Here is a 19,941-nt window from a genome sequence, read left to right on the forward strand (position 1 = left end):
ATTCGGCGTCGAGTGACATGAGCGTGTACTCGGGCCGGCCGTCCGGCTTGATCGGGACGCAGATCGCGGGCTACCGGGTGGAGCGCGAGATCGGCCGGGGCGGCATGGCCGTCGTCTACTGTGCCAAGGACCTGCGTCTGGACCGTACGGTCGCGCTCAAACTGCTCGCCCCGGAGCTCGCCCGCAACGACACCTTCCGGCGCCGCTTCACTCACGAGTCGCGGGTGGCGGCCGCGATCGACCATCCCCATATCGTGCCGATCTTCGAGGCCGGGGAGACCGACGGCGTGCTGTACATCGCCATGCGCTACGTCTCCGGGCTGGACCTGCGGGCATTGCTCGACCGGGACGGCCCGCTCCCCGTGGCGACCGCGATCCGTATCGCCGCCCAGGTGGCGTCGGCACTGGACGCGGCCCATGACCACGACCTGGTGCACCGGGACGTCAAGCCCGGCAACATCCTGGTCGCCAAGGGCACCGACAGCGACCACCCCGAGCACATCTATCTGACGGACTTCGGACTGACGAAGAAGTCGCTGTCACTCACCGGCTTCACCACCGTGGGAGAGTTCGTCGGCACCCTCGACTATGTGGCACCGGAGCAGATCTCCGGCCGTCCGGTGGACGGCCGGTGTGACCTGTACAGCCTGGCCTGCGTCGTGTTCGAAACCCTGACCGGCAAGCCGCCCTTCCAGCGCGAGGAAGACATGGCGCTGCTGTGGGCGCACCAGTACGACCAGCCGCCCGCGCTGTCCGAGAAACGGCCCGGGGCCGCGGCGGCCCTCGACGCCGTGCTGGCCAGGGCACTGGCGAAGCTTCCGGAGGACCGTTACGGCTCCTGCCTGGAGTTCGTGGCGGCGCTGCGTGCGGTGGGCGCGGCCCCTGCCGGCAAGGGCGGTCATCCGCCGACCCAGGTGGACCCCCGGCTCGTCGCACCACTGGGCCACCCCGGCCCGCCCCCGGACCCACCCGCCTGGGCCGAGCCGGTCTTCCGCCACCGGCCCGGCCCCTACAGCCCCGGCCCATACAGCTAGCCGGGAAGGCTGGGGGCCTTCCCGGCATCTGCTGTGAGGGTGTGGTGGTGCCCGGCGGGTTTGGGCTCGGGGGGTGCTACTTCTTTCCGAGCTTCTTCTTCAGATCGTCCTTGAACTGCTTCTTGTCGACGATTCCGCCCTGTGCCTTGACGTCGCCGGAGGAGGCGATGGTGTCGCCGGTGTTGATCGCGCTCGCGTCGGCGTTGCCGCTGGTGGCATTGCCGGTGGTGCACTTGATGCGGCAGCCGTTGTTGCTGCCGGAGGTGGCGCTGCCGGTGGTGGCGGTGCCGCCGGCGGTGTTGGTTTCGGCGGTGGCGCTGCCGCTGGAGCCGATGCCGTCGGCGCTGTCGTCCATGGGGGTGAGGGTGACGGCGTGCTGCGGGGCGGGTGCGGCCATGGCGGTGGCCGGGAGGGCGAGTCCGCCGCCGGCGAGGGCGAGGGTGGCGGCGGCGAGGACGATGCGGCGGGAGGAGGAACGCTGGGTCATCGGAATTCTCCATTCGGTATTACGGGGATTTGATAAATCCGTCCCGCAGGGGCGGGCTGGGATACTTCTCTCGGCCTCGTATTCTTCGGGGGATTTCCCGGTGAGGTCGTGCTTCAAATAAACCCTGAGAGCGAGACCGCGTCATGCCACCGGAATACGTGGCTTGACGCCCACGACTGATCTTGGTAAAAGTCGCCACCACGCCCGCTCGGCCATTTCGGCATGCGGCCGTGCGGGAGCTGTGTGACCCTTGCCGCGAGACAGGCCATGTCGACGAGGGAGGCGGTTATGAATCAGCTCGGAGACAAGCCGGAAGAGGTGCGCAAGCGGCTGGAGGAAGAGAAGCGGCAGGCCCGGAAGTCCGCTGACCGGACCGCGCGCGGCCCCGAGGAGTCGTCCGGCAGGGAGCGGCAGGACCCCGCGCATGAGGACGAGCCGGACGCGGGCTGACCGCCTGCCGCTATCGGGTCACCCTTCGCGGCGGACCGAGCAGCCCTGCTCCGCCCTGATGGAAGCCGGCGCACAGGTCCGCGGCAGGCAGGTAGTCGGAGTGCTCCACGGCTCCCCTTCCTGCCGGCGCTCCGACGACGTAATCGGATACAAGCGTTGCGCCGGGTACGTCGTCGAGCAGCAGGTACAACAGCGAGCGCGCGTCGCGCTCGTGCGTTCCTGTCGGACGGCTCACCCCGCCCCCGCCAGGTCGGCGGCGGCGATGTGGCCGAAGACCATGGCGGAGCCGATCGGCGCGCCGGGGCCCGGGTAGTGGGGGCCGGACACCGAGGCGGTGGTGTTGCCGGCCGCGTACAGGCCGGGGATCGGGGTGCCGTTCTCGCGCAGCACCCGGGCACGGGTGTCGGTCCGCACGCCCCCCTTGGTCCCCAGGTCGCCGAGGACGATCTGCACAGCGTGGAACGGGCCCTTCTCGATCGGCACCAGGCAGGGGTTGGCGCCCTCGCCCTGGGCGAAGAAGCGGTCGTAGACGTCCTCGCCGCGATGGAAGTCCGCGTCCACGCCGTCCGCCGCGTAGCCGTTGTAGGTCCGCACGGTTCTCCGCAGCGCCTCGTCGTCGACGCCGATCCGCTGCGCCAGACCGTCCAGGGTGTCGGCGGTGCGCCACAGTCCGGCCTCGGTGAAGGCCTGCCGGTCCGCAGGGACGACGGTGATGCCGGGCAGTTCACTGCCGAACCGGTCGTCGAAGACCCACCACACCGGGTTGTCGGGCGAGGTGCCCGCCTTGGCCGCGAGCATCTGGCGGCCCATCCGGTCGTACGGCAGCGACTCGTTGGCGAACCGGCGGCCGGAGCCGTCGACGAATATGCCGCCGCGCAGGCCGAGGGTGAAGGCGGCCGAGCCGTCCGGGAAGCGCAGCGAGGGGCACCACCAGGCCTGGTCGAGCAGGTCGGTGGCAGCTCCGGCCTCGACCGCGGCGGTGATCGCGTCCCCGGTGTTGCCGCCGGGTGCGCCCATCGTCCAGTCGGCGCCGGGCAGGCCCTGCCAGTCGCGCCGCAGCTCGGCGTTGGCCTCGAAGCCGCCCGCGGCGAGCAGGACTCCGCGGCGGGCACGTATCCGCAGGGTGCGGCCGTCGTGCGCGGCCTCGGCGCCCACCACGCGGCCGTCCTCGGTGACCAGGTGGGTGAGGGCGGTGTGCCGCAGGGTGCGGGCGTTGCCGGTGGACTCCAGGGCCAGCAGCAGGCGGCCGATGAGGGCCCGGCCGTCGGTGAGCGGCCCCTCGGCCGGTGGCAGGCCCAGGCGTTCGGCCCAGGCGGGAGGTCGTACCGCGTCGAGCAGGTCGTGCGGGCCGTCGGGCGCGGGCAGGTCGACGGGGAAGACGCCGCGGCCGGTCTCCGAGCGCCCCGGCGCCGGGTAGTAGTCCGGGAAGGGCCGGTGCTCGAAGCGGAGGTGCGGGTTGTCCTCGAGGAAGGCGACGGTCTCCGCGGCGCCGTCGATGTAGGTGTCCTGGAGTGCGTGGTCGGTGGCGTCGCCGACCACGGCCCGGAAGTAGGTGCGGCCGAGGCCGGCGGAGTCCGTCACCCCGTCACGTGCCTGGGCCTGGTTGCCGGGCAGCCACAGGCATGCGCCGGAGTAGGCGGTGGTGCCGCCGAAGGAGCCGGTCTTCTCGATGACCAGGGTCTCCAGTCCGCGGGCCGCCGTGCCGTACGCGCCCGTGAGCGCGCCGCCGCCGGAGCCCACGACCAGGACGTCGCACTCCTGGTCCCATGTCTGGTCCGTGTTCGTCATCTCGTCCCTCCGCTGCGGTTGGTCGGTGGTGCGGGTCATGCGCCGAGAGCCAGGAAGGCGCGGCTCTCGTACCACTGGGCGCGCACGGTGCGGGTGACGATGCGCCAGCCGCCGGCGGTGCGCGCGTAGGTGTCCTCGTAGCGGACCGGTACGACCAGGTCGGTGCTGCTGCCGACCGAGCCGGCGGTGTAGTGGTGGGCCAGGCAGTACGTGGTGCCAGTCGCGGTGTCGCCGTCGACCTCGGCGACGTGGTTGGCGACCAGGTGGAAGGTGCGGTCGAAGACGGAGAGGTCGTCGAACATCTTCACCAGCTCCTGCGCACCGCTGCGCTCCCACATCAGGGCGCCGTCGGGCTGGTGTGCGACCAGCCGCCCCTCGGGGACGAAGATTTCCGTGAAGCGGGAGGCATCCCGGCCGTCCAGAGCGAACGCATAGGCGTCCACCAATCGGCGCAGGGCGAGCTGGTCATTCATCCGGATCACTACTCCCGGTCGTGTCGGCAGGTCGGGAGCAGCAGTCTTGGCCCACCCCACGGATTGTGGCCACAGCGGGTTCCCGCAGAGCGGGAGAATGCTTTCCCGAGCCGGGTTCCGGGCCGCACTAGGGCTGGTAACGGCCGCCCTCGGTGGACCCGTGCGAGGACCGCCACCGGTAGGACCGCGTCACCTGGTAACCGGAGGACGTCCCCACTTTCAGGTGGGGGAGGAATCCGGCGTCCCGCGTAGCGGGGCAGGGGTAGCGGAATCGCCGCCGGGCGATTCGGCCTCCACCGCGGTGGCGCTGAGGGCGACCTCCAACAGGTGCAGGATCTCGGAGTTGACAGACCGCCGATCGGTGGCCGCCTGAGTGGTCAGCCGGTCGTGGAGTTCATCGGGAAGCCTGAGAGAGAAACGGATCATGATGCTATAGTGGCATCATGGCGACGCCGAGGAAAGCGGAGGAGGCCGGGTACGCCCGGTACACCTACCGCCTGCGCGTGTCATCCACCGCGCTCACCGCACTGCTGTGCGAGTGGGACCGGTGCCGGTGGATCTGGAACGAGTGCGCCGCCCGGTCGAAGAAGGCCCACCAGGAAGACGAGAAGTGCGGTCCGGCCCGGCTGGACAAGATGCTGACCGACGCCCGCAGCAGCCTCGCCTGGCTGCGTGAGGGCAGCTCGGTTCCGCAACAGCAACTCATACGCGACTTCGCCAAGTCCCGCGCCAAAGCGTTGAAGGACATCAAGGCCCGGTTGCCGATGCGGCAGCGGGCCGGGATGCCGAAGCACAAGAAGAAATCCAAGGCCGACCCGACGCTCAACTACACCCGGCGCGGCTTCCGGCTCAGGGACGGGAAGCTGCACCTCGCGGGCGGCATTGTGCTGACGGTGGTGTGGTCTCGGGAACTTCCGGCCGACCCCACGAGCGTCCGCATCTACCGCGACAGCCTCGGGCATTGGTACGCCTCGTTCGTCGTTCCCACCGAATCCCAGCCGCTGCCCGAGGCGGGGGCGGTGATCGGCATCGACTGGGGCGTGAAGGAGACCGCGACCACCACCAGCGACAGCCACGACCTCCCCCACGCCGAGCACGGCAAGAAGTCAGCCGCCAAGCTCACGCACTACCAGCGGATGATGTCCCGCCGCAGGCCCCCGAAAGGCAAGCCCGGATCGAAGGGCTACCGCGAGGCGAAACGGCAAACGGCGAAGCTGCACAAGAAAGTTGCCCGGCAACGGCAGGACGCCGGCCGCAAGTGGGCCAAGTCCGTAGTCCGCGACCACGACCAGATCGCGGTGGAGGACTTCCGGCCGAAGTTCCTCGCCAAGACCACCATGGCGCGCAAGGCCGCCGACGCGGCGATCTCCGCGACCAAACGCGAGCTGATCAACATGGCGCGCAAGCACCAGCGCATCGTGCACCTGGTGCACCCCGCGCACACCACGATGGACTGCGCGCAGTGCGGAGCGAGAACCAAGCACGCACTGCCGCTGTCGCAACGTACCTACGCCTGCACCGCGTGCGGAGCCGTATCCCCCAGGGACAAGAACTCCGCACGCGTGATGCTGGTCCGGGCTGGTCTCAACCCGGCTGGTGCTGACCGTGTAAGACCTGACGGACCGCCGGTCCGCAGGCGACGTGAGCCAGGAATCCCCCGCCCCCAGGCGGGGGAGGAGTCAAAGCTCCGTGGTCTGGATGTCGAGGCCGAGGGACATCCGGCCGAACAGCATCAGCGCCCGCTCGGGTTCGTTGGCGGCGTGGCCGCGGCCGGTGTGCGCGTCGCGCCAGGCCCGCTGGACGGGGTCGGGGCCGGTGCGCATGGCGCTGCCGCCGGCGTTCTCCATCAACAGGTCGACGGCGGCGACCGCGCGCTCGGTGGCGAGCACCTGGTCGCGGCGGGCGCGGGCGCGTAGCTCCATCGGGATCTCGCCGCCGCGCCGGGCGAGGGCGTACAACTCCGCGATGTTGTGGGTCAGTTGCAGCCAACTGGCGTCGATGTCGCCGGCCGCGCGGGCGATGCGCACCTGGGCGAAGGGGTCCTCGGCGACCTTCTGCCCGTAGGAAACCCGGAACCGCTGCTTGGTGGCCTCGATGCAGGACGCGTACGCCCCGTCGGCGATGCCCACGATCGGGGTGGAGATCGCGGCGCTGAACACGGCCGCGTACGGCATTCGGTACAGCGGCTCGTCGTTGAGTTCCTGACCCGGGCCGCGCAGGGCGATCACCGGGCCGAAGCTGAGCGCCCGGTGCCGCGGCACGAACGCGTCCTCGACCACGATGTCGTGGCTGCCGCTGCCGCGCAGGCCCACGGTGTCCCAGACCGGGTCGACGGCGTATTCGGCCTTCGGCACCAGGAAGGTGCGCATATCAGCCGGCACCCCGTCCTCGCCCACGACGAGGCCGCCGAGCAGCGCCCAGCCGGCATGGTCGCAGCCGGCGCAGAAACGCCAGCGGCCGGAGAGCCGGAAGCCTCCGTCAGCATGGGTCACCTTCCCGGTCGGGGCGTAGGAGGAGGCGATCCGGGTGGTGCGGTTCTCGCCCCAGACCTCCTCCTGCGCCTCGGCTGCGAAGAGTGCCACGTGCCAGGGACTGACGCCGAGGAGGGAAGTGGCCCAGCCGGTGGAGCCGCAGGCCTTGGCGATCTCCTTGACCGCCTCGTAGAAGATCACGGGGTCGGCCGCGTAGCCGCCGTAGGCCTTGGGTTGCATCAGCCGGAAGAACCCGGTCTCCTCGATCTCCTTGATCGAGTCGTCGGGTACCCGGCGCAGCTCCTCGGCCTCGGCGGCGCGCTCGCGCAGCACCGGGGCGAGCCCCCGAACGGCGGCGAGGACCTCGTCATGGCTCATGGCGTCCCCTCTCGGGTCGTGATACGGCCAGGACACGGCCAGGACCGTACGCCTCGGCGTCCTCGGCGTACTGGAACAATTCTCCGCCCGCCGGAAAACGACCGAGCCGCACGGGTACACAGATGGCCGCGCTCGTCGAGCACCCCGACATCGCCGGTGTGCAGCCAGCCGTCCGCGTCGATGGCCTGGGCGGTGGCCTCAGGGTCGTCGAGATAGCCGATCATGGGGCCCGGCGGTGTGGGCGAGGGTGTGGGCGTCGGCGTCGACGGGCAGATGGAAACCACCCCAGACGACTCGCTGAGCCCGTAGGCGGTGAAGAAGCCGACCACAACGCGGCCCGGGTCCTCCGCGAGGACGGCTCCGTCGTCGAAGGACTGTACGCGGCGGGGCGCATGCCGCCACCTGCTGAGCAGGCGGCGGACAGCTGTGAGCGGGGCCGGGGTCAGTCGGACCGTGAGGCGGAGCCGGACCGCGCCGCGGCGAAGACCCGCTGCCACACGGCGTGATCGGTGCGGGGACCGCCGGGGGTGTCCGCACCGTACGCGGCGATCTCGGCGTCGATGTCGAGGGGCAGGGCGGGGGAGGCCATGGCGGCGAGTTCCCCGGCCACCGCCTGGTCGGGGACCAGCCAGCACACCTCGAATTCGATGCCGTCCGGGTCGCGCGCGTAGAGGGCCTTGGTGGAGGCGTGGTTGCTCGCCCCGGTCAGCGCCCCGGCTTCGGCCAGCCGGGTCCGCGTCCGGCGGAGCTTGGCCAGGGTGTCCACCTCCCACGCCAGGTGATAGAGCCCGACCTGCCCGGTGCGGTGCCCGGATCCGGGCACCGGGGACTGGAACAGCCCGAGGTCATGGTCGTTGGCGGAGCCCGCCGCCTGGAGGAAGGCGGCTCCGGGGAACGTTTGCGGCAGCGACCGGAAACCGAGGACGTCGCAGTAGAAGGCCGTGCTGCGTGCCAGGTCGGAGACGAAGAGGACTGCGTGGTTCAGCCGGTGGATGGGCATGGATGGGTTCCGTTCATGTCATGGCCGGTTGGGAAAGGGATAGACCCTTCACCAAACGTTCGTTTGGCACGTTAGCAGTGGATCGCGCGCTGGCGGGAGGTGCGAGTTGAGCGTCACAGCAGATCCGCCCGGGTGTCCGGCCGTGTACTGGCGCGCCCACTGCGCCCCGCGAAGGGGCGCCCCGCGTCTTTCCCGGTCAGCGGGAATTCGCGCTCCCGGCCGGCGACGGGCGCGGCTTAGCCTCGGCCTGTCGTCCCCCGTCACGCAGCGGAGGATGGGCGTGGACCTCGGCGACTCGGTGTCCCTCCTTCACCTGAGGTGATGATGCCCCGCAACTCGAACTCGCCGCACAGAGCCGCACACCGCACAGAGCCGACACTGGAGGGAACATGACTGCTCTCAACGATGAGGTCCGTGTCATCGAAGCGGGCAAGCCGCCCGCCCGCTTTGCCCGGGGCTGGCACTGTCTCGGCCTCGCCGACAGCTTCCGTGACGGAAAGCCGCACGAGATCGAGGCGTTCGGCACCAAGCTGGTGGTCTTCGCGGGCGAGGACGACGGCGCCCTGCACGTCCTCAACGCCTACTGCCCGCACATGGGCGGGAACCTTGCCCACGGCACCGTCAAGGGCGACACCGTCGCCTGTCCGTTCCACGACTGGCGCTGGGCGGGCAACGGCCGCTGCGCGGACATCCCGTACGCGCGCCGCGTCCCGCCCCGGGCCAAGACCCGCGCATGGACGACACTCGAGGAGAACAAGCAGCTCTTCGTCTGGAACGACCCGCAGGGCAACCCGCCGCCGCCGGACGTGACGATCCCCAGGATCGAGGGCGTCTTCAGCGACGAGTGGAGCGACTGGACCTGGAAGACGCTCCGCGTCGAAGGCTCCAACTGCCGCGAGATCGTCGACAACGTCGTGGACATGGCGCACTTCTACTACGTCCACTACTCCTTCCCGACGTACTTCAAGAACGTCTTCGAGGGGCACGTCGCCACCCAGTACATGCAGAGCGACCCGCGCGGCGACCAGGACATGGGCACACTCAGCGCTCCCCTGCGCTCCGACGCCTCGTACTACGGTCCCTCCTACATGATCGACTACCTGTGGACCGACGTGGGCGCCGGTGTCGACATGGAGATGGTCCTCATCAACTGTCACTACCCGATTGACGAGAACAGCTTCCTCCTCCAGTACGGGGCGATCGTCAAGAAACTCCCCGGCATGACGGACGAGCAGGCCGCCGCAACCGCCCGGATCACCTCCGAGGGGCTCGCCGTCGGCTTCGAGCAGGACGTCGAGATCTGGAAGAACAAGACCAGGATCGACAATCCGCTGCTCACCGAGGAGGACGGGCCCGTCTACCAACTGCGGCGCTGGTACGAGCAGTTCTACGTGGACGCCGCCGACGTCAAGGACGAGATGGTCCAGCGCTTCGAGTTCGAGATCGACACCGAGCGGGCCAACGCCGCCTGGCGTGCCGAGGTCGCGCAGAACCTGGCCCGCCTCAAGACGGAGACCGGAGCCTGACATGCAGCCGGTGGAGTGCGCGACCTGCGGCAACCAGGTCCTGTGCGAGAAGTTCAGCATGGCTCACACCTCCGTCCAGTGGACCGCCGACGCGGCCCTCGTCTGCCCGGAGATCCGCTCCCAGGTGGCCGACGGCGAGACCAGCGCACGGATACGGACCTGCCGGGCGCTGCGGTTGAGCATCGACCGCGCGGTCGATGAGGGCACTCTGGATATCGCCGATGCCTGAGCCGACGACCGGGCCGCGTACGCACCGGCTGCGCTGCGCGTCACCGAAGTGATCGCCGAGACGGCCGACGCGCATGTTCCTCACCCTGAAACTGCCCGGGACGAACGGGAAGCCGGCCGCCCGCTGTTACTCCCTCGCCAGCTCACCGCACACCGGCGAGCCGATGAAGGTCACCCCGGACTCCCTCGACCGCGACCTGCTGCTCCTCGCCGGGGGAGCGGCATCACCCCGGTGCTGTCCATCGCCAAGTCGGCCCTGGCGGCGGGGCAGGGCCGACTGGTGCTCCTCTACGCCAACCGCGAAGAGCACTTGACCACCCGGACCGGCTGCAGGTGATCCACTGGCTGGAGACGCTCCAGGGCCTGCCCACCCCGGACCGGCTGACCGCCGCGCTCACCCCGTACGCCGACCGCGAGGCGTACGTCTGCGGCCCAGGGCCGTTGATGGACGCCGCCGAGCAGGCGCTGCGCGCGCTCGGCGTGCCGGGCGGCCGGATCCACCGGGAGCGGTTCCTCTCCCTCGGGGGCGATGTCCTTGAAGCACCGGCCGTGGTGGAGAGCGCGCCGGCCGAGGGCGGCAGCACGGCGGAGGTGGAACTCGACGGCGATACCAACACGGTCGCCTGGCCATCGGGCACACCGCTGCTCGACGTACTCCTGGCCGCGGGAGTGGAGGCCCCGTACTCCTGCCGGGAAGGCGGGTGCAGCGCCTGTACCTGCCGAATCGTGGCCGGCGAGGTGAGGATGCTCCGCAACGATGTCCTGGACGACCAGGACATCGCCGAGGGATACGTCCTGGCCTGCCAGGCCGTGCCCCTCACCGATCAGGTCGAGATCACATACTCCTGACCCGACGGCACGGGCGGTCATCCTCGGCGGCGTGGCGCCCTACGACCTCGACACCGACGAACTCAACTCATCGCGTACCTCCGGCGCCCGGCCGCCGGAAGTGTCGGCACGACGACCGTGTCCTACTGCGTCCTCCCCCGGTAGGGATGTACCGCTGCGGCGGCTGCCCGACGCGACCCACGCCGAGGCGCACATCGCGATCGATTCGGATTCGACGCCGTGGAGCTTCACTTCGGCCATGTCAACTCCTGCACCGCTGCAACCGGTGCATGCCCGCCGTCTACACCGGCACTCGCTGCCTCTGATCGACTGATCCGCCTCACATCCACTCGGCGAAGCGCATCCAGGACATCAAGGTGTCCAGCTGAGGCGGGTCCATGGCCGGCTCGTCGGCGGTACCACTCGTCGTCGCGTCCCCGGTCCGTGTGGTGCCACGCGAAGCCTTACGGGCCGTGGCCGCTCGTCCTGGCCCGTACAGCTCACGCCACACCGCCCGCGCCGCGCCCAGCACCGTCGGTGCCATCCGCTCCAGCTCGCGATGCACGCCATTCCCGCACACCGAGATCGAGGCGATCGCCCGGCCTGCGCCGCGCAGCGGAGCCGCCACGCACGCCACTCCCCGGAAGCCCTCCTCCCGGTCGAAGGCCACGCCGCGCTCGCGGATGCGCGCCAGCTCCTCCCGGAAGGACTGAGGCCGGGTGATCGTGGACGGGGTGCGCGGGCGCAGCCCGGACCGCAGCACCTCGGCCACCAGCGCCTCGTCGCTGAACGCCAGGATCGCCTTGCCGGTGCCTGTGCAGTACGCAGGCTGCCGGCCGCCCATCCGGGACGGCACCGAGGAGACGGCCGCGCCCCCGATCCGCTCCAGATAGACCACCTCAGGTCCGTCGATCACGGCGAGATGTACCACGTGCCCGAACTTCTCGTGCAGCGCGTGCAGATGCGGCAGCGCGGTCCGCCGCAGCCGATTGTGGTGCGACGCCATCGCACCGAGCTCCAGCATCCGCATACCGAGGCGATAGTCCCGACCGTCGCGATCAAGCCAGCCCAGCTGCACCAGCTGGTCGAGGATGCGGTGCGCGGACGAGCGGGACAACCCGGAGCGGCGCACCACCTCCGTGAGCGTCAGCCGGGGCGTCGAGCCCTGAAAGGCGCCGAGGACGAGGGCGGCTTTCTCCAACAGCGAAGGCGGTGGCTGGACGGCGGGACCGGCTTGCTGAATGGGCTGCGCTGTCATCGGCGACTCCTGCGGGAGGCGAAGGAATTCGGCGGGGGAGACGAAACGAACGGCATGGTTTCGGCCACGTTCGCGGTCCTGCCGAGAGGTTGCCACGGTTCCCGCTCAGCGGGAAGGGTCTATTTCGTTTCGAAACAAAAACCCATAGATTCGCGGCACTTTCGTACCTCGCATCACGACCCGAGAGGGGACGCCATGAGCCACGAGGTCCTCACCGCCGTCCGGGGGCTCGCCCCGGGTGCTGCGCGAGCGCGCTGCCGAGGCCGAAAGCCTGCGCAAGGACCGGGCTCTTCCGGCTCCTCCAGCCGAGGGCGTACGGCGGCCACGCCGCCCACCCGGCCCTCTTCTACGCCGTGGTCAAGGAGATCACCAAGGCCTGCGGCTCGACCGGTTCAACGCGGCGCCGAAGCCCACCAAGGACTCCGCGCCTTCCTGACCACCCTCGCGCAGCCCCAACGGCCGTCACCACAGCCTGGGTCTGTACCCGGGCGCGCTGCCGCCCGGCATCGTGCACTTCATGGTCGAGCTGGAGACCCTGGACGACGTCGGGTTCTGTCTGGACCGGATGAACACCGCGGGCATCCCGATCGCCTCCACCCTCGGCCGGCACCTCAACGACCACATGGTGTCCTTCTACGCGCAGGCGCCCGGCGGCTTCCAGGTCGAGTACGGCTGGGACGGGCTGGTCGTCGACCCCGCCACCTGGGTCGCCAAGGAGATCACCGCGGACAGCTTCTGGGGCCACCAGTGGAACGGCTGACCGGCCCCGTCCAGAGCCCCGTCGAGGCCGCCGTCTTCCGCGACGTCCTCGGACGCTTCGCCAGCGGCATCACCATCGTGGCCGCCACCGACCCCGACGGCGCCCCCATCGGCCTCGCCTGCCAGTCCTTCGCCTCACTCTCCCTCAACCCCCCACTGGTGCTCCCCAACTATGCCGTGGAGGCCTCCTGATGCCCATCGATGTGCAGAAGCTCCTCTCGGCGCCGCCGATCCTTACCGACGTCTCGTGGGACGACCGCGATGTGCGGTTGTACCACCTTGCGCTCGGCGCGGGCGTCCCCGAGACCCACCCGAACGAGCTGCGCTACGTCTACGAGCGGCACGTCCAGGGCCTGAAGGTCCTGCCGCTGTTCGGGGTGGTGGCGGCGGGCGTCGGCTTCCAGGTCTTCGACCTGCCGGGTGTGGACGTCGATCTGGCGAAGGTGCTGCACGGCGGCCAGGACGTCACCGTGCACCGGCCGCTGCCGGCCGCGGCGAAGGCGACCGCCGTCACCCGCGCGACCGACGTCTACGACAAGGGCAAGGCGGCCGTCCTCGTCCAGGAGTCCACGCTCCTCGACCAGGACAAGGAGCCGCTGCTCACCCAGCGCAACCAGATCTTCGTGCACGGTGAGGGCGGCTTTGGCGGCGACCGCGGCCCCTCCGGCCACATGCCCGACCCCGACCGGAAGCCGGACCGGGTGATCGAGCTGCCGACCCTGCCCCAGCAGGCGCTGCTCTACCGGCTCACCGGGGACTGGAACCCGCTGCACGCCGACCCAGCCGTGGCCCGGGAGGCCGGCTACGACCGGCCCATCCTGCACGGGCTGTGCACCTTCGGGATGGTCGTCAAGGCGGTCACCGATCGCTTCCTGGACGCTGACACCAGCGCCCTCGCCGGCTGCCGCACCCGCTTCGCGGGAGTGTTCTTCCCAGGCGAGACCCTGCGGATCAGGGTCTGGTCCGATCCCGCCACCCGCAGCCACCGGCTTCGGGTCACCGCGGCGGACCGCGACGACGCGCCGGTGCTCACCGACACCCTCCTCACCGCCCGCTGACCCGGCGGCCGGGGGCAGGAAGAGGGTGCCTGCCCCCCGGCCGCCGCACCTCCTGCCATCGCCATGACAGTCCAGGCTTGCCCGTTCGGTGCCTACCGCGTACAGCGCGGCGAAGCCGGGCATGCTGCGCGCCGGTGCTACGCGCCGTGGTCCCTCGCTCGCGACTCCTTCCTGGGTGTTACTCCGGTTCCAGATCGGATGATCTGAGGTCGGGTGCAACTTCTCCGGCACGTTGACATCGACATTGCCGACGCCCGCGAGTGACCCGACGACGGTGTTGTGGGTGGGTGGCGCGCCGGGGTGGGTGGGGTTGGTGGGTGTGGTGGGGTGTGGGGGGTAGTGTCTGGTTTGGGGTGGTTGTCGGGTTGGTGGGTGGGGTGGGGCTTCTGGTTCCGGGTGTTGGGCGCGTTGGGCGCGTGTGTGTGGAGAGGTGTGGTGGTTTGTGATGGGTGCGGGTGTGTGGGTTCGTGGTGTGGTGCGGGCGGCGGCTGTGGTGATGTTGGCGGGTGGTGGTGTGGCGTTGTCGGGGGTGGCGGTGGCGGCGCCGGTGGTGGAGCGGGGTGGGGTTGTTGACGGGTGTCGGGGTTTGTGTGGGGGGAGTGTGAATGTGGCTGAGGGTGTGGGTGGGTGTACGGGGTGGTGTGTGGGCAGTAGTAGCACGGTCCGTAGTGAGGATGTGTTTGCTGAGGGTGTGATGCAGGCGGTCAAGGTGCGTGGGGACGCCCTGGCCAAGGACGGTAAGGACGGGGACGGTAAGGACGGTAAGGGTGGTGTGGGGGGTGCTGCGAGTGCGGATGCGCTGGCGGCCAGTGGTGATGCGGCGGCGAGTATCACGACGTCGGGTGGTACGGCGATCAGTGGTGATGCTGCGTCGGGTGGGGTGGGTTCATGTACGGGGTGGTGTGTGATCGTGACGGGTGCTGCGGTCAGTGGGGATGCGAGTGCGGATGCGCTCAATGACGGGGATGCGACGGCTGTCAGTGGGGATGCGACGGCGACGGGCGGTACGGCGACGGGCGGCGACGCCTGAGTAGGTCCTGAGGTGTGGGCGGCGGATGCCGCGGAAGGTTGGGGGCCTTCTGCGGTATCCGCCGTTTGTGTGTGGCCGGCCCCCCGGGTTGTGTGCCCGAGGGGGGGCCGGCGGGGTTGGGGGTTTTACTTGCCGAGCTTCTTCTTGAGGTCTTCCTTGAACTGCTTCTTGTCGACGATGCCGCCCTTGGCGTCGACGTCGCCGGAGGATGCGATGGTGTCACCGGTGTTGATGGCGCTGGCGTCGGCATTACCGCTGGTGGCGTCGCCGGTGGTGCACTCGATGCCGCAGCCGTTGTTGCTGCCGGAGGTGGCGCTGCCGGTCCTGGCGTCACCGCCGGCGGTGTTGGTCTCGGCGGTGGCATCGCCGCTGGAGCCGACGCCGTCGGCGCTGTCGTCCATGGGGGTGAGGGTGACGGCGTGCTGCGGGGCGGGTGCGGCCATGGCGGTGGCCGGGAGGGCGAGTCCGCCGCCGGCGAGGGCGAGGGTGGCGGCGGCGAGCACGATGCGGCGGGAGGAGGAACGCTGGGTCATCGGAATTCTCCATTCGGCATGTCGGGTATTAGATGAATTGGTCCCGCGGGGAAAGGCGGGTATTCATTTCGGCCTCGTGTTTCTTGGGGGTTTTTCTGGTGGGGCCGTGCTTCAAATAAACCGTGTGGGGAAGGTTGCGTCATGCCACCGCTATACGTGGCTTGACGCCGGCATTTGATGTTGGTAAAAGGTGCCGCCCGGGCGGTGGCCGACGGGCCGGTGGGTCTGCGGCTCCTGGCGCGGGCGGTCACGCCCCCGCCGGCGCCCCGGCCTCCCCACGGGCCGGTTCCGGTGTCGTTCACGCGCGAGCAGGCGGTGCAGGGGTTCGGGCCCGGTGGGCATGCTGATGTCGTCGGAGTCTTGGGCCGGGTTGGGGGCATGCCCAGACGGCGCATAAGACTTCGACTGCTCCGGCGCCGACATCGAACGTGACTGGGTCGCCCGCACCAGCTGCTGGTCGAAGGTCGAGGGCATCGTCCTCACCTGCGAACAGACTCAGGCCTGCGAACTTCCCGCGCGCGACCGCGGGCAAACGGGACGACCCCCGCTGGCCGGCCTTCGCGCGACGATACGGCTTCGACGTCGATCGGCCCGTCCAATGGGAAGTCGAAGCTCTTGAACCGGCCGAGCTCCAGCGCCTGGTCCTTGAAGCAGTGGATGCCCACATCGACCGCTCCCAGCTCACCCGGCAGCTCGCCGAAGAGCAGCGTCAGCGCCGGCAGCTGGCCGCCCACGCAAAACGCTCGGCTGGGAGACCACAGCCGAAACGTCGTCAGGGTCCAGGCGACCGACTACGCCCCCGGCGACCCGATCCGGGAACGCACCGGCACCCGGCACCGCTTCGCCTCGCTGCAGCCGTACCCGCCCACCAGCGACCTCGCCCGGCGGCACCTCAAGGCGTGCCGCTACGTCTGCGCCGACGGCCACTCCATGCCCGCTGCCTCCCACGGCCACGGGATGCGAGCCGACCGCGCTCCGGCTGGTTGCTGGCGGCGCACGGGCAACCAGCTCCTGCCCGCCGACTGACCACCCGCCCGCCGCCCGAGGGCCCTCACCGAGGAGCCACCATGCGCACCACCGTTGACCACTTCACGACCGCCGAGAAAGTCGCCCTCGACCAGGCGCGCGGTCCGTGGCTCTGTGGGTGACGAGGAGCAGCGTTTCTACAGCAGTTCGGGAGGAACTTCAGCGCCCTGCAACGAGCCGTTCTATGACGATGGACAGCACTGCCCGTCGCCGGGAAAGCGCCCTGACAGCCGCGTCGCCGACGGCGCCCAGGTGATCCGGCAGGACCTGAAGATCCGCGACATTGTCGGCCTCGACTGGCAGACGCCCCAGCCCGGTGCGCCGCAGCCGTGTGCGGCGGCGCACCCGTGGCTTGCGCCGAGGCGGCGACTGTCCCATAGTCCGAGGTATGGACGCGCGCGAGGCGGCGCTCCTCCAGGCATATGGCCATGCGGTCCGCTGGCTGGCGAGCCTGTCCGATCGCCCGGTCCCCGCACGCGCTTCGGTCGAGGAGATCGTAAACGCGCTCGGCGCCGACCTGCCCGGCGGCCCGAGCCCGCCCGCCGATGTCGTCGACCTGCTGGCCACGGCGTGTGAGCCGGGGCTCACCGCATTTCCCAGTGGCCGCTTCTACGGGTTCGTCGTCGGTGGCACCGAACCGGCCGCGCTGGCCGCGGACTGGCTGGTCAGTGCCTGGGACCAGAACTGCGTCATGCGCGCCGTCGCGCCCGCCTATACGGCGGTGGAGGACATCGCCGGCACGTGGTTGCTCGACCTGCTGCGCCTCCCGAGCGACAGTGCTGTCGGCTTCACCACAGGTGCCACGATGGCCAACTTCACCTGCCTCGCCGCCGCGCGTGACGCGGTGCTGGGGCGCACCGGGTGGAACGTCGTCCGCGACGGACTCGTCGGTGGACCAGCCCTGCGCGTCGTGGCAGGCAAGGACCGCCACATGGCCATCGACCTGGCACTTCGCTATCTCGGGCTGGGCGAACCCGAACTCGTGGACGTGGACGATCAGGGACGTGTCCAGCCGGACGCCCTGAGGCGCGCCCTGGCGTTCGGCGCGCAGAGCCCCACGATCGTGATCCTCCAGGCCGGAGACATCCACTCCGGCGCCTTCGACCCCTTCGTGGAGACGATCGGTGCCGCTCACCACGCCGGTGCGTGGGTGCACATCGACGGCGCCTTCGGACTATGGGCGGCCGCCTCCCCCCGTTACGCACACTTGACGGTGGGCTGCTCGGACGCCGACTCCTGGGCGACCGATGCCCACAAGACCCTGAACGTCCCCTACGACTGCGGCCTCGCCATCATGCGCGACCCGGCAGCGGTCCGTGCAGCCATGGGCCTGCATGGCGCTTACCTCATACATGCCGAACACGGCGATCCCATCGACAAGGTTCCCGAGCTTTCCCGGCGCGGCAGAGCCTTCACGGTGTGGGCCGCTCTCCGCTCCCTCGGGCGATCGGGTGTGGCCGACCTCGTCGAGCGGCTGTGCCGGCACGCCTCCGTCTTTGCCACGGGCCTCGCCGGGATCGACGGCGCCACAGTTCTCAACGACGTGGTGTTCACGCAGGTCTGCGCCGAGTTCGGCGACGACGAACGCACGGAACGGACAGTCAATCGGCTGCTCGACGAGGGCACGGCGTGGATCAGCGGCTCCACCTGGCACGGCCGTCGGGTCATGCGGATCTCGGTGAGCAACTGGTCGACGACCGACGACGACGTCACGCGCGCTCTCGACGCGATCCAGCGCGCATCGTCCAGCGCCTGACGCACCCCGGACGGCGCGGGTGTCCGTTCCCAGCCGCGTGAACGAGGCCGGGAACGGCATGACGGCGACGCCGTCACGCCAGCCGCTGCGGTGTACCGCCTCCCGTTCTGGTCGACATCGACATCCCGGCGCGGCAGGTGCCTCCCGCAGTCACGAGCAACTGCTGTCGTGAGTCGATAAAGCCTGTGCGACTTCGAACCCGCCTCGGCCGCCCTGCCCGGGCTCACCGACGCTGACCTGCGGCAGGCGTGGGGCGAACTGCACCCGCAGCTACCTGGGGACCTGCTGGACCTGGTCCGCCGCATGCGAGACGTCGGAGGCTGCTTCGACTTCCTGCCGGACTCGGCCGAGCACGACGACGACCCGGGCGACTCAGGGCCGAGCCTGCTCTGCCTGCTCCTGAGCGACGATCCCGGTCCTCGGCGGCGTCGCCGTCCTCACCGTGCTGGAGGCTGTCCACGACACCGCCAGTGGCTCCACCCGCCTGCGCTTGGCCCCGGCGAGCGGACCGGACACGGTCCAACTCCCCTCGACCGCACTGGTCAACGTCAGCCGGCCACAGCCCGAGGCGGAGCAGGACGCCGACCAGGACGACGAGGACGTCACGGTGTCGGTCGCGCTAACCGTCACCGAAGAGGTCACGTACGAATTCGAGGCCTCGCTGGAGCTGCCCGCCCGCGCCGTCGCCGACACCACCGAGCCCGTACAGCCGCTGCGGCAGCACCGCGGACAGCGCGCCGGTGGAGCTGCCGCAGGAACGGCTAATAGGAACGCCAGACGACGTCTCCGAGCATTACGAGGCGGTTCCCCGGGAGGCACGGGTCGCTGCAGCCGTCGGTCGAGGCGCTCGACCCGTAGAGATTGGGTGCCTCAACCGGCGCCCCACCACCGGTTTGCTGCCCAGGAGAGGGCGTACGCCTGCCCGTTGAGGGCCCAGTGCAGTGCCGCGGGTGTCAGCAGGCTCCCGGATCTGCGGCGCAGCTCGCACAAGAGCACGCCGGCGGCTGCTGTGCCGATGACGGCCGCGGTCACTGACATGGCGACGCCGAGCGTGCTGTGGCCGAAGACAGCCCCGATCGCGTTGTTGGCTCTGGTGATGCCCAGCGAGGGAAGCACGTGCCAGAGGCCGAACAGGACCGAGGAGACCGACGTTGCCCAGGCTGCGCCCCATCGCCGCTGGATCATGGCCCACAAGACGCCCCGGAACGCGACTTCCTCGAGCAGCACGGTGCCGAGCGGCACGCGGATCAGTACCCGGAACAGAAGCTGGCCCACGGACAAGTCGTCGGCACGCTCATCCAGGAACAAGGGGCGGGTGAGCGGTACGGCCAACGCCACAAGGAAGCTGATCAGCACTGCCCCGGCCAGGATCAGCCCCCATCGCAGTCCGCGGCCGAGCATCGCCTTGCCGAGTCCGAGGTCGGCCCACGTGACGTGGTCCCAGCGAGCAATCAGAATCATCACCGCGGTCGCGGCGAGGCAGAGGGGGACGTACAACTGGGGTGCGAGCCGGTTGTTGAGCGCGTTCACGACGACGAGAACGGCGACGGCCAGGAAGATCCGCATGGTGATTCCAGGATCGTCGATCGGGCACCTGTCAGGTGGGTGGTGGGCAGTGTGTCGCCAGAACGGCCCCTGACCTCGGGAAACAGCCTGGCGCGCCCCCTTCGTGACCCTCCGTCCCGACCGCCTGGTCCGCGAGCACGAGCAGGGAATCGGACGGCCTGCTGGACCTCGCCGATCGCGGCCGCCCACGCCCAGCGCGTGAACGGGGCCGTGCAGCGCCACGTGCCTTGGGGAAACGCGCAGTGACCTCGTCGAGCAGACGCTCGGCGGCACGGTGGATACCCGCCAGATC

General features: G+C 70.0%; 17 protein-coding genes and 4 pseudogenes. 11 read left to right on the top strand and 10 right to left on the bottom strand.

Features of this window, described 5'->3' with window-relative positions; genetic code table 11:
* The first annotated feature begins 17 nt into the window (after positions 1 to 17).
* Entirely contained in the window at positions 18 to 1,034 is a 1,017-nt protein-coding gene (locus ACWV17_RS27540; protein ID WP_455361844.1) for a serine/threonine-protein kinase, read from the top strand.
* 76 nt (positions 1,035 to 1,110) lie between these two features.
* Here ACWV17_RS27540 and ACWV17_RS27545 read toward each other — a convergent pair whose 3' ends face one another.
* Positions 1,111 to 1,521 (bottom strand): hypothetical protein, encoded by a 411-nt coding sequence (locus tag ACWV17_RS27545; protein ID WP_455357288.1) that lies wholly within the window; start codon positions 1,519 to 1,521, stop codon positions 1,111 to 1,113.
* Between the two features lie 288 nt (positions 1,522 to 1,809).
* Here ACWV17_RS27545 and ACWV17_RS27550 point away from each other — a divergent pair, with 288 nt between their 5' ends.
* Positions 1,810 to 1,971 carry a hypothetical protein gene (locus tag ACWV17_RS27550; RefSeq protein ID WP_455361796.1) on the top strand — a complete coding sequence of 54 codons (162 nt, stop codon included), beginning with the start codon at positions 1,810 to 1,812 and terminating at the stop codon, positions 1,969 to 1,971.
* 231 nt (positions 1,972 to 2,202) lie between these two features.
* On the opposite strand, the gene ACWV17_RS27555 is transcribed toward ACWV17_RS27550, so the two are convergent.
* The 3 genes from ACWV17_RS27555 to ACWV17_RS27565 form a co-directional block, all read right to left on the bottom strand.
* Entirely contained in the window at positions 2,203 to 3,759 is a 1,557-nt protein-coding gene (locus ACWV17_RS27555) for an FAD-binding protein (RefSeq protein WP_455361797.1), read from the bottom strand.
* A gap of 35 nt (positions 3,760 to 3,794) precedes the next feature.
* Positions 3,795 to 4,232 (bottom strand): nuclear transport factor 2 family protein, encoded by a 438-nt coding sequence (locus tag ACWV17_RS27560; RefSeq protein WP_455361798.1) that lies wholly within the window; start codon positions 4,230 to 4,232, stop codon positions 3,795 to 3,797.
* Positions 4,233 to 4,451: 219 nt separating this feature from the next.
* Entirely contained in the window at positions 4,452 to 4,658 is a 207-nt protein-coding gene (locus ACWV17_RS27565; RefSeq protein WP_455361799.1) for an Arc family DNA-binding protein, read from the bottom strand.
* A 17-nt stretch (positions 4,659 to 4,675) separates the two neighbouring features.
* Here ACWV17_RS27565 and ACWV17_RS27570 point away from each other — a divergent pair.
* Positions 4,676 to 5,869, top strand: a pseudogene (locus tag ACWV17_RS27570) (RNA-guided endonuclease InsQ/TnpB family protein); the annotation flags it as partial.
* Between the two features lie 42 nt (positions 5,870 to 5,911).
* On the opposite strand, the gene hsaA reads toward ACWV17_RS27570, so the two are convergent.
* The 3 genes and pseudogenes from hsaA to ACWV17_RS27585 all read right to left on the bottom strand — a co-directional run bounded on the left by hsaA (position 5,912) and on the right by ACWV17_RS27585 (position 8,081).
* The gene (gene hsaA / locus ACWV17_RS27575; protein WP_455361800.1) at positions 5,912 to 7,081 is read right to left on the bottom strand and encodes a 3-hydroxy-9,10-secoandrosta-1,3,5(10)-triene-9,17-dione monooxygenase oxygenase subunit; all 1,170 of its coding nucleotides are present in this window, start codon (positions 7,079 to 7,081) and stop codon (positions 5,912 to 5,914) included.
* A gap of 119 nt (positions 7,082 to 7,200) precedes the next feature.
* Positions 7,201 to 7,395 (bottom strand): annotated as a pseudogene (locus ACWV17_RS27580) (fatty acid--CoA ligase family protein); the annotation flags it as partial.
* Between the two features lie 128 nt (positions 7,396 to 7,523).
* A complete protein-coding gene (locus tag ACWV17_RS27585; RefSeq protein WP_455361801.1) occupies positions 7,524 to 8,081 on the bottom strand; it encodes a VOC family protein in 558 nt (185 codons plus the stop codon).
* A 389-nt stretch (positions 8,082 to 8,470) separates the two neighbouring features.
* Here ACWV17_RS27585 and ACWV17_RS27590 point away from each other — a divergent pair, with 389 nt between their 5' ends.
* The 3 genes from ACWV17_RS27590 (at position 8,471) to ACWV17_RS27600 (ending at position 10,684) form a co-directional block, all read left to right on the top strand.
* Complete coding sequence (locus tag ACWV17_RS27590; protein ID WP_455361802.1) at positions 8,471 to 9,607, top strand: Rieske 2Fe-2S domain-containing protein; 1,137 nt, start codon at positions 8,471 to 8,473, stop codon at positions 9,605 to 9,607.
* Position 9,608: 1 nt separating this feature from the next.
* Entirely contained in the window at positions 9,609 to 9,836 is a 228-nt protein-coding gene (locus ACWV17_RS27595) for a hypothetical protein (protein ID WP_455361803.1), read from the top strand.
* A 332-nt stretch (positions 9,837 to 10,168) separates the two neighbouring features.
* On the top strand, positions 10,169 to 10,684 hold the full coding sequence (locus tag ACWV17_RS27600; protein ID WP_455361804.1) for a flavin reductase family protein: 516 nt from the start codon (positions 10,169 to 10,171) through the stop codon (positions 10,682 to 10,684).
* A 319-nt stretch (positions 10,685 to 11,003) separates the two neighbouring features.
* On the opposite strand, the gene ACWV17_RS27605 is transcribed toward ACWV17_RS27600, so the two are convergent.
* Entirely contained in the window at positions 11,004 to 11,921 is a 918-nt protein-coding gene (locus tag ACWV17_RS27605) for an IclR family transcriptional regulator (protein WP_455361805.1), read from the bottom strand.
* Positions 11,922 to 12,384: 463 nt separating this feature from the next.
* Here ACWV17_RS27605 and ACWV17_RS27610 point away from each other — a divergent pair.
* From ACWV17_RS27610 to ACWV17_RS27620, 3 genes and pseudogenes are all read left to right on the top strand, one after another.
* Positions 12,385 to 12,681 (top strand): annotated as a pseudogene (locus tag ACWV17_RS27610) (VOC family protein); the annotation flags it as partial.
* Positions 12,669 to 12,842, top strand: a pseudogene (locus ACWV17_RS27615) (flavin reductase); the annotation flags it as partial. The pseudogenes ACWV17_RS27610 and ACWV17_RS27615, both read left to right, overlap by 13 nt.
* A 29-nt stretch (positions 12,843 to 12,871) precedes the next feature.
* Positions 12,872 to 13,738 carry a MaoC/PaaZ C-terminal domain-containing protein gene (locus ACWV17_RS27620; RefSeq protein WP_455361806.1) on the top strand — a complete coding sequence of 289 codons (867 nt, stop codon included), beginning with the start codon at positions 12,872 to 12,874 and terminating at the stop codon, positions 13,736 to 13,738.
* A 1,155-nt stretch (positions 13,739 to 14,893) separates the two neighbouring features.
* On the opposite strand, the gene ACWV17_RS27625 is transcribed toward ACWV17_RS27620, so the two are convergent.
* Positions 14,894 to 15,301, bottom strand: coding sequence for a hypothetical protein (locus tag ACWV17_RS27625; RefSeq protein ID WP_455361807.1), 408 nt, complete (start codon positions 15,299 to 15,301; stop codon positions 14,894 to 14,896).
* A 657-nt stretch (positions 15,302 to 15,958) separates the two neighbouring features.
* Here ACWV17_RS27625 and ACWV17_RS27630 point away from each other — a divergent pair.
* Both ACWV17_RS27630 and ACWV17_RS27635 read left to right on the top strand, forming a co-directional pair.
* Positions 15,959 to 16,327, top strand: a complete 369-nt coding sequence (locus ACWV17_RS27630; RefSeq protein ID WP_455361808.1) for a hypothetical protein — start codon at positions 15,959 to 15,961, stop codon at positions 16,325 to 16,327.
* Positions 16,328 to 16,715: 388 nt separating this feature from the next.
* Entirely contained in the window at positions 16,716 to 18,083 is a 1,368-nt protein-coding gene (locus ACWV17_RS27635; protein ID WP_455361809.1) for a pyridoxal phosphate-dependent decarboxylase family protein, read from the top strand.
* Between the two features lie 870 nt (positions 18,084 to 18,953).
* Here ACWV17_RS27635 and ACWV17_RS27640 read toward each other — a convergent pair.
* Positions 18,954 to 19,649, bottom strand: coding sequence for a CPBP family intramembrane glutamic endopeptidase (locus ACWV17_RS27640; protein WP_455361810.1), 696 nt, complete (start codon positions 19,647 to 19,649; stop codon positions 18,954 to 18,956).
* Positions 19,650 to 19,941: the final 292 nt, after the last annotated feature.

It is taken from the genome of Streptomyces mabaensis (assembly GCF_053763515.1).

Coding starts and splice junctions, on each gene's coding strand:
- ACWV17_RS27590 (WP_455361802.1), top strand. CDS start 8,471: ATGACTGCTCTCAACGATGAGGTCCGTGTCATCGAAGCGGGCAAGCCG.
- ACWV17_RS27595 (WP_455361803.1), top strand. CDS start 9,609: ATGCAGCCGGTGGAGTGCGCGACCTGCGGCAACCAGGTCCTGTGCGAG.
- ACWV17_RS27635 (WP_455361809.1), top strand. CDS start 16,716: ATGGACGCGCGCGAGGCGGCGCTCCTCCAGGCATATGGCCATGCGGTC.
- ACWV17_RS27585 (WP_455361801.1), bottom strand. CDS start 8,081: ATGCCCATCCACCGGCTGAACCACGCAGTCCTCTTCGTCTCCGACCTG.
- ACWV17_RS27630 (WP_455361808.1), top strand. CDS start 15,959: ATGCCCACATCGACCGCTCCCAGCTCACCCGGCAGCTCGCCGAAGAGC.
- ACWV17_RS27545 (WP_455357288.1), bottom strand. CDS start 1,521: ATGACCCAGCGTTCCTCCTCCCGCCGCATCGTCCTCGCCGCCGCCACC.
- ACWV17_RS27550 (WP_455361796.1), top strand. CDS start 1,810: ATGAATCAGCTCGGAGACAAGCCGGAAGAGGTGCGCAAGCGGCTGGAG.
- ACWV17_RS27640 (WP_455361810.1), bottom strand. CDS start 19,649: ATGCGGATCTTCCTGGCCGTCGCCGTTCTCGTCGTCGTGAACGCGCTC.
- ACWV17_RS27555 (WP_455361797.1), bottom strand. CDS start 3,759: ATGACGAACACGGACCAGACATGGGACCAGGAGTGCGACGTCCTGGTC.
- ACWV17_RS27620 (WP_455361806.1), top strand. CDS start 12,872: ATGCCCATCGATGTGCAGAAGCTCCTCTCGGCGCCGCCGATCCTTACC.
- ACWV17_RS27540 (WP_455361844.1), top strand. CDS start 18: ATGAGCGTGTACTCGGGCCGGCCGTCCGGCTTGATCGGGACGCAGATC.
- ACWV17_RS27565 (WP_455361799.1), bottom strand. CDS start 4,658: ATGATCCGTTTCTCTCTCAGGCTTCCCGATGAACTCCACGACCGGCTG.
- ACWV17_RS27605 (WP_455361805.1), bottom strand. CDS start 11,921: ATGACAGCGCAGCCCATTCAGCAAGCCGGTCCCGCCGTCCAGCCACCG.
- ACWV17_RS27625 (WP_455361807.1), bottom strand. CDS start 15,301: ATGACCCAGCGTTCCTCCTCCCGCCGCATCGTGCTCGCCGCCGCCACC.
- ACWV17_RS27560 (WP_455361798.1), bottom strand. CDS start 4,232: ATGAATGACCAGCTCGCCCTGCGCCGATTGGTGGACGCCTATGCGTTC.
- hsaA (WP_455361800.1), bottom strand. CDS start 7,081: ATGAGCCATGACGAGGTCCTCGCCGCCGTTCGGGGGCTCGCCCCGGTG.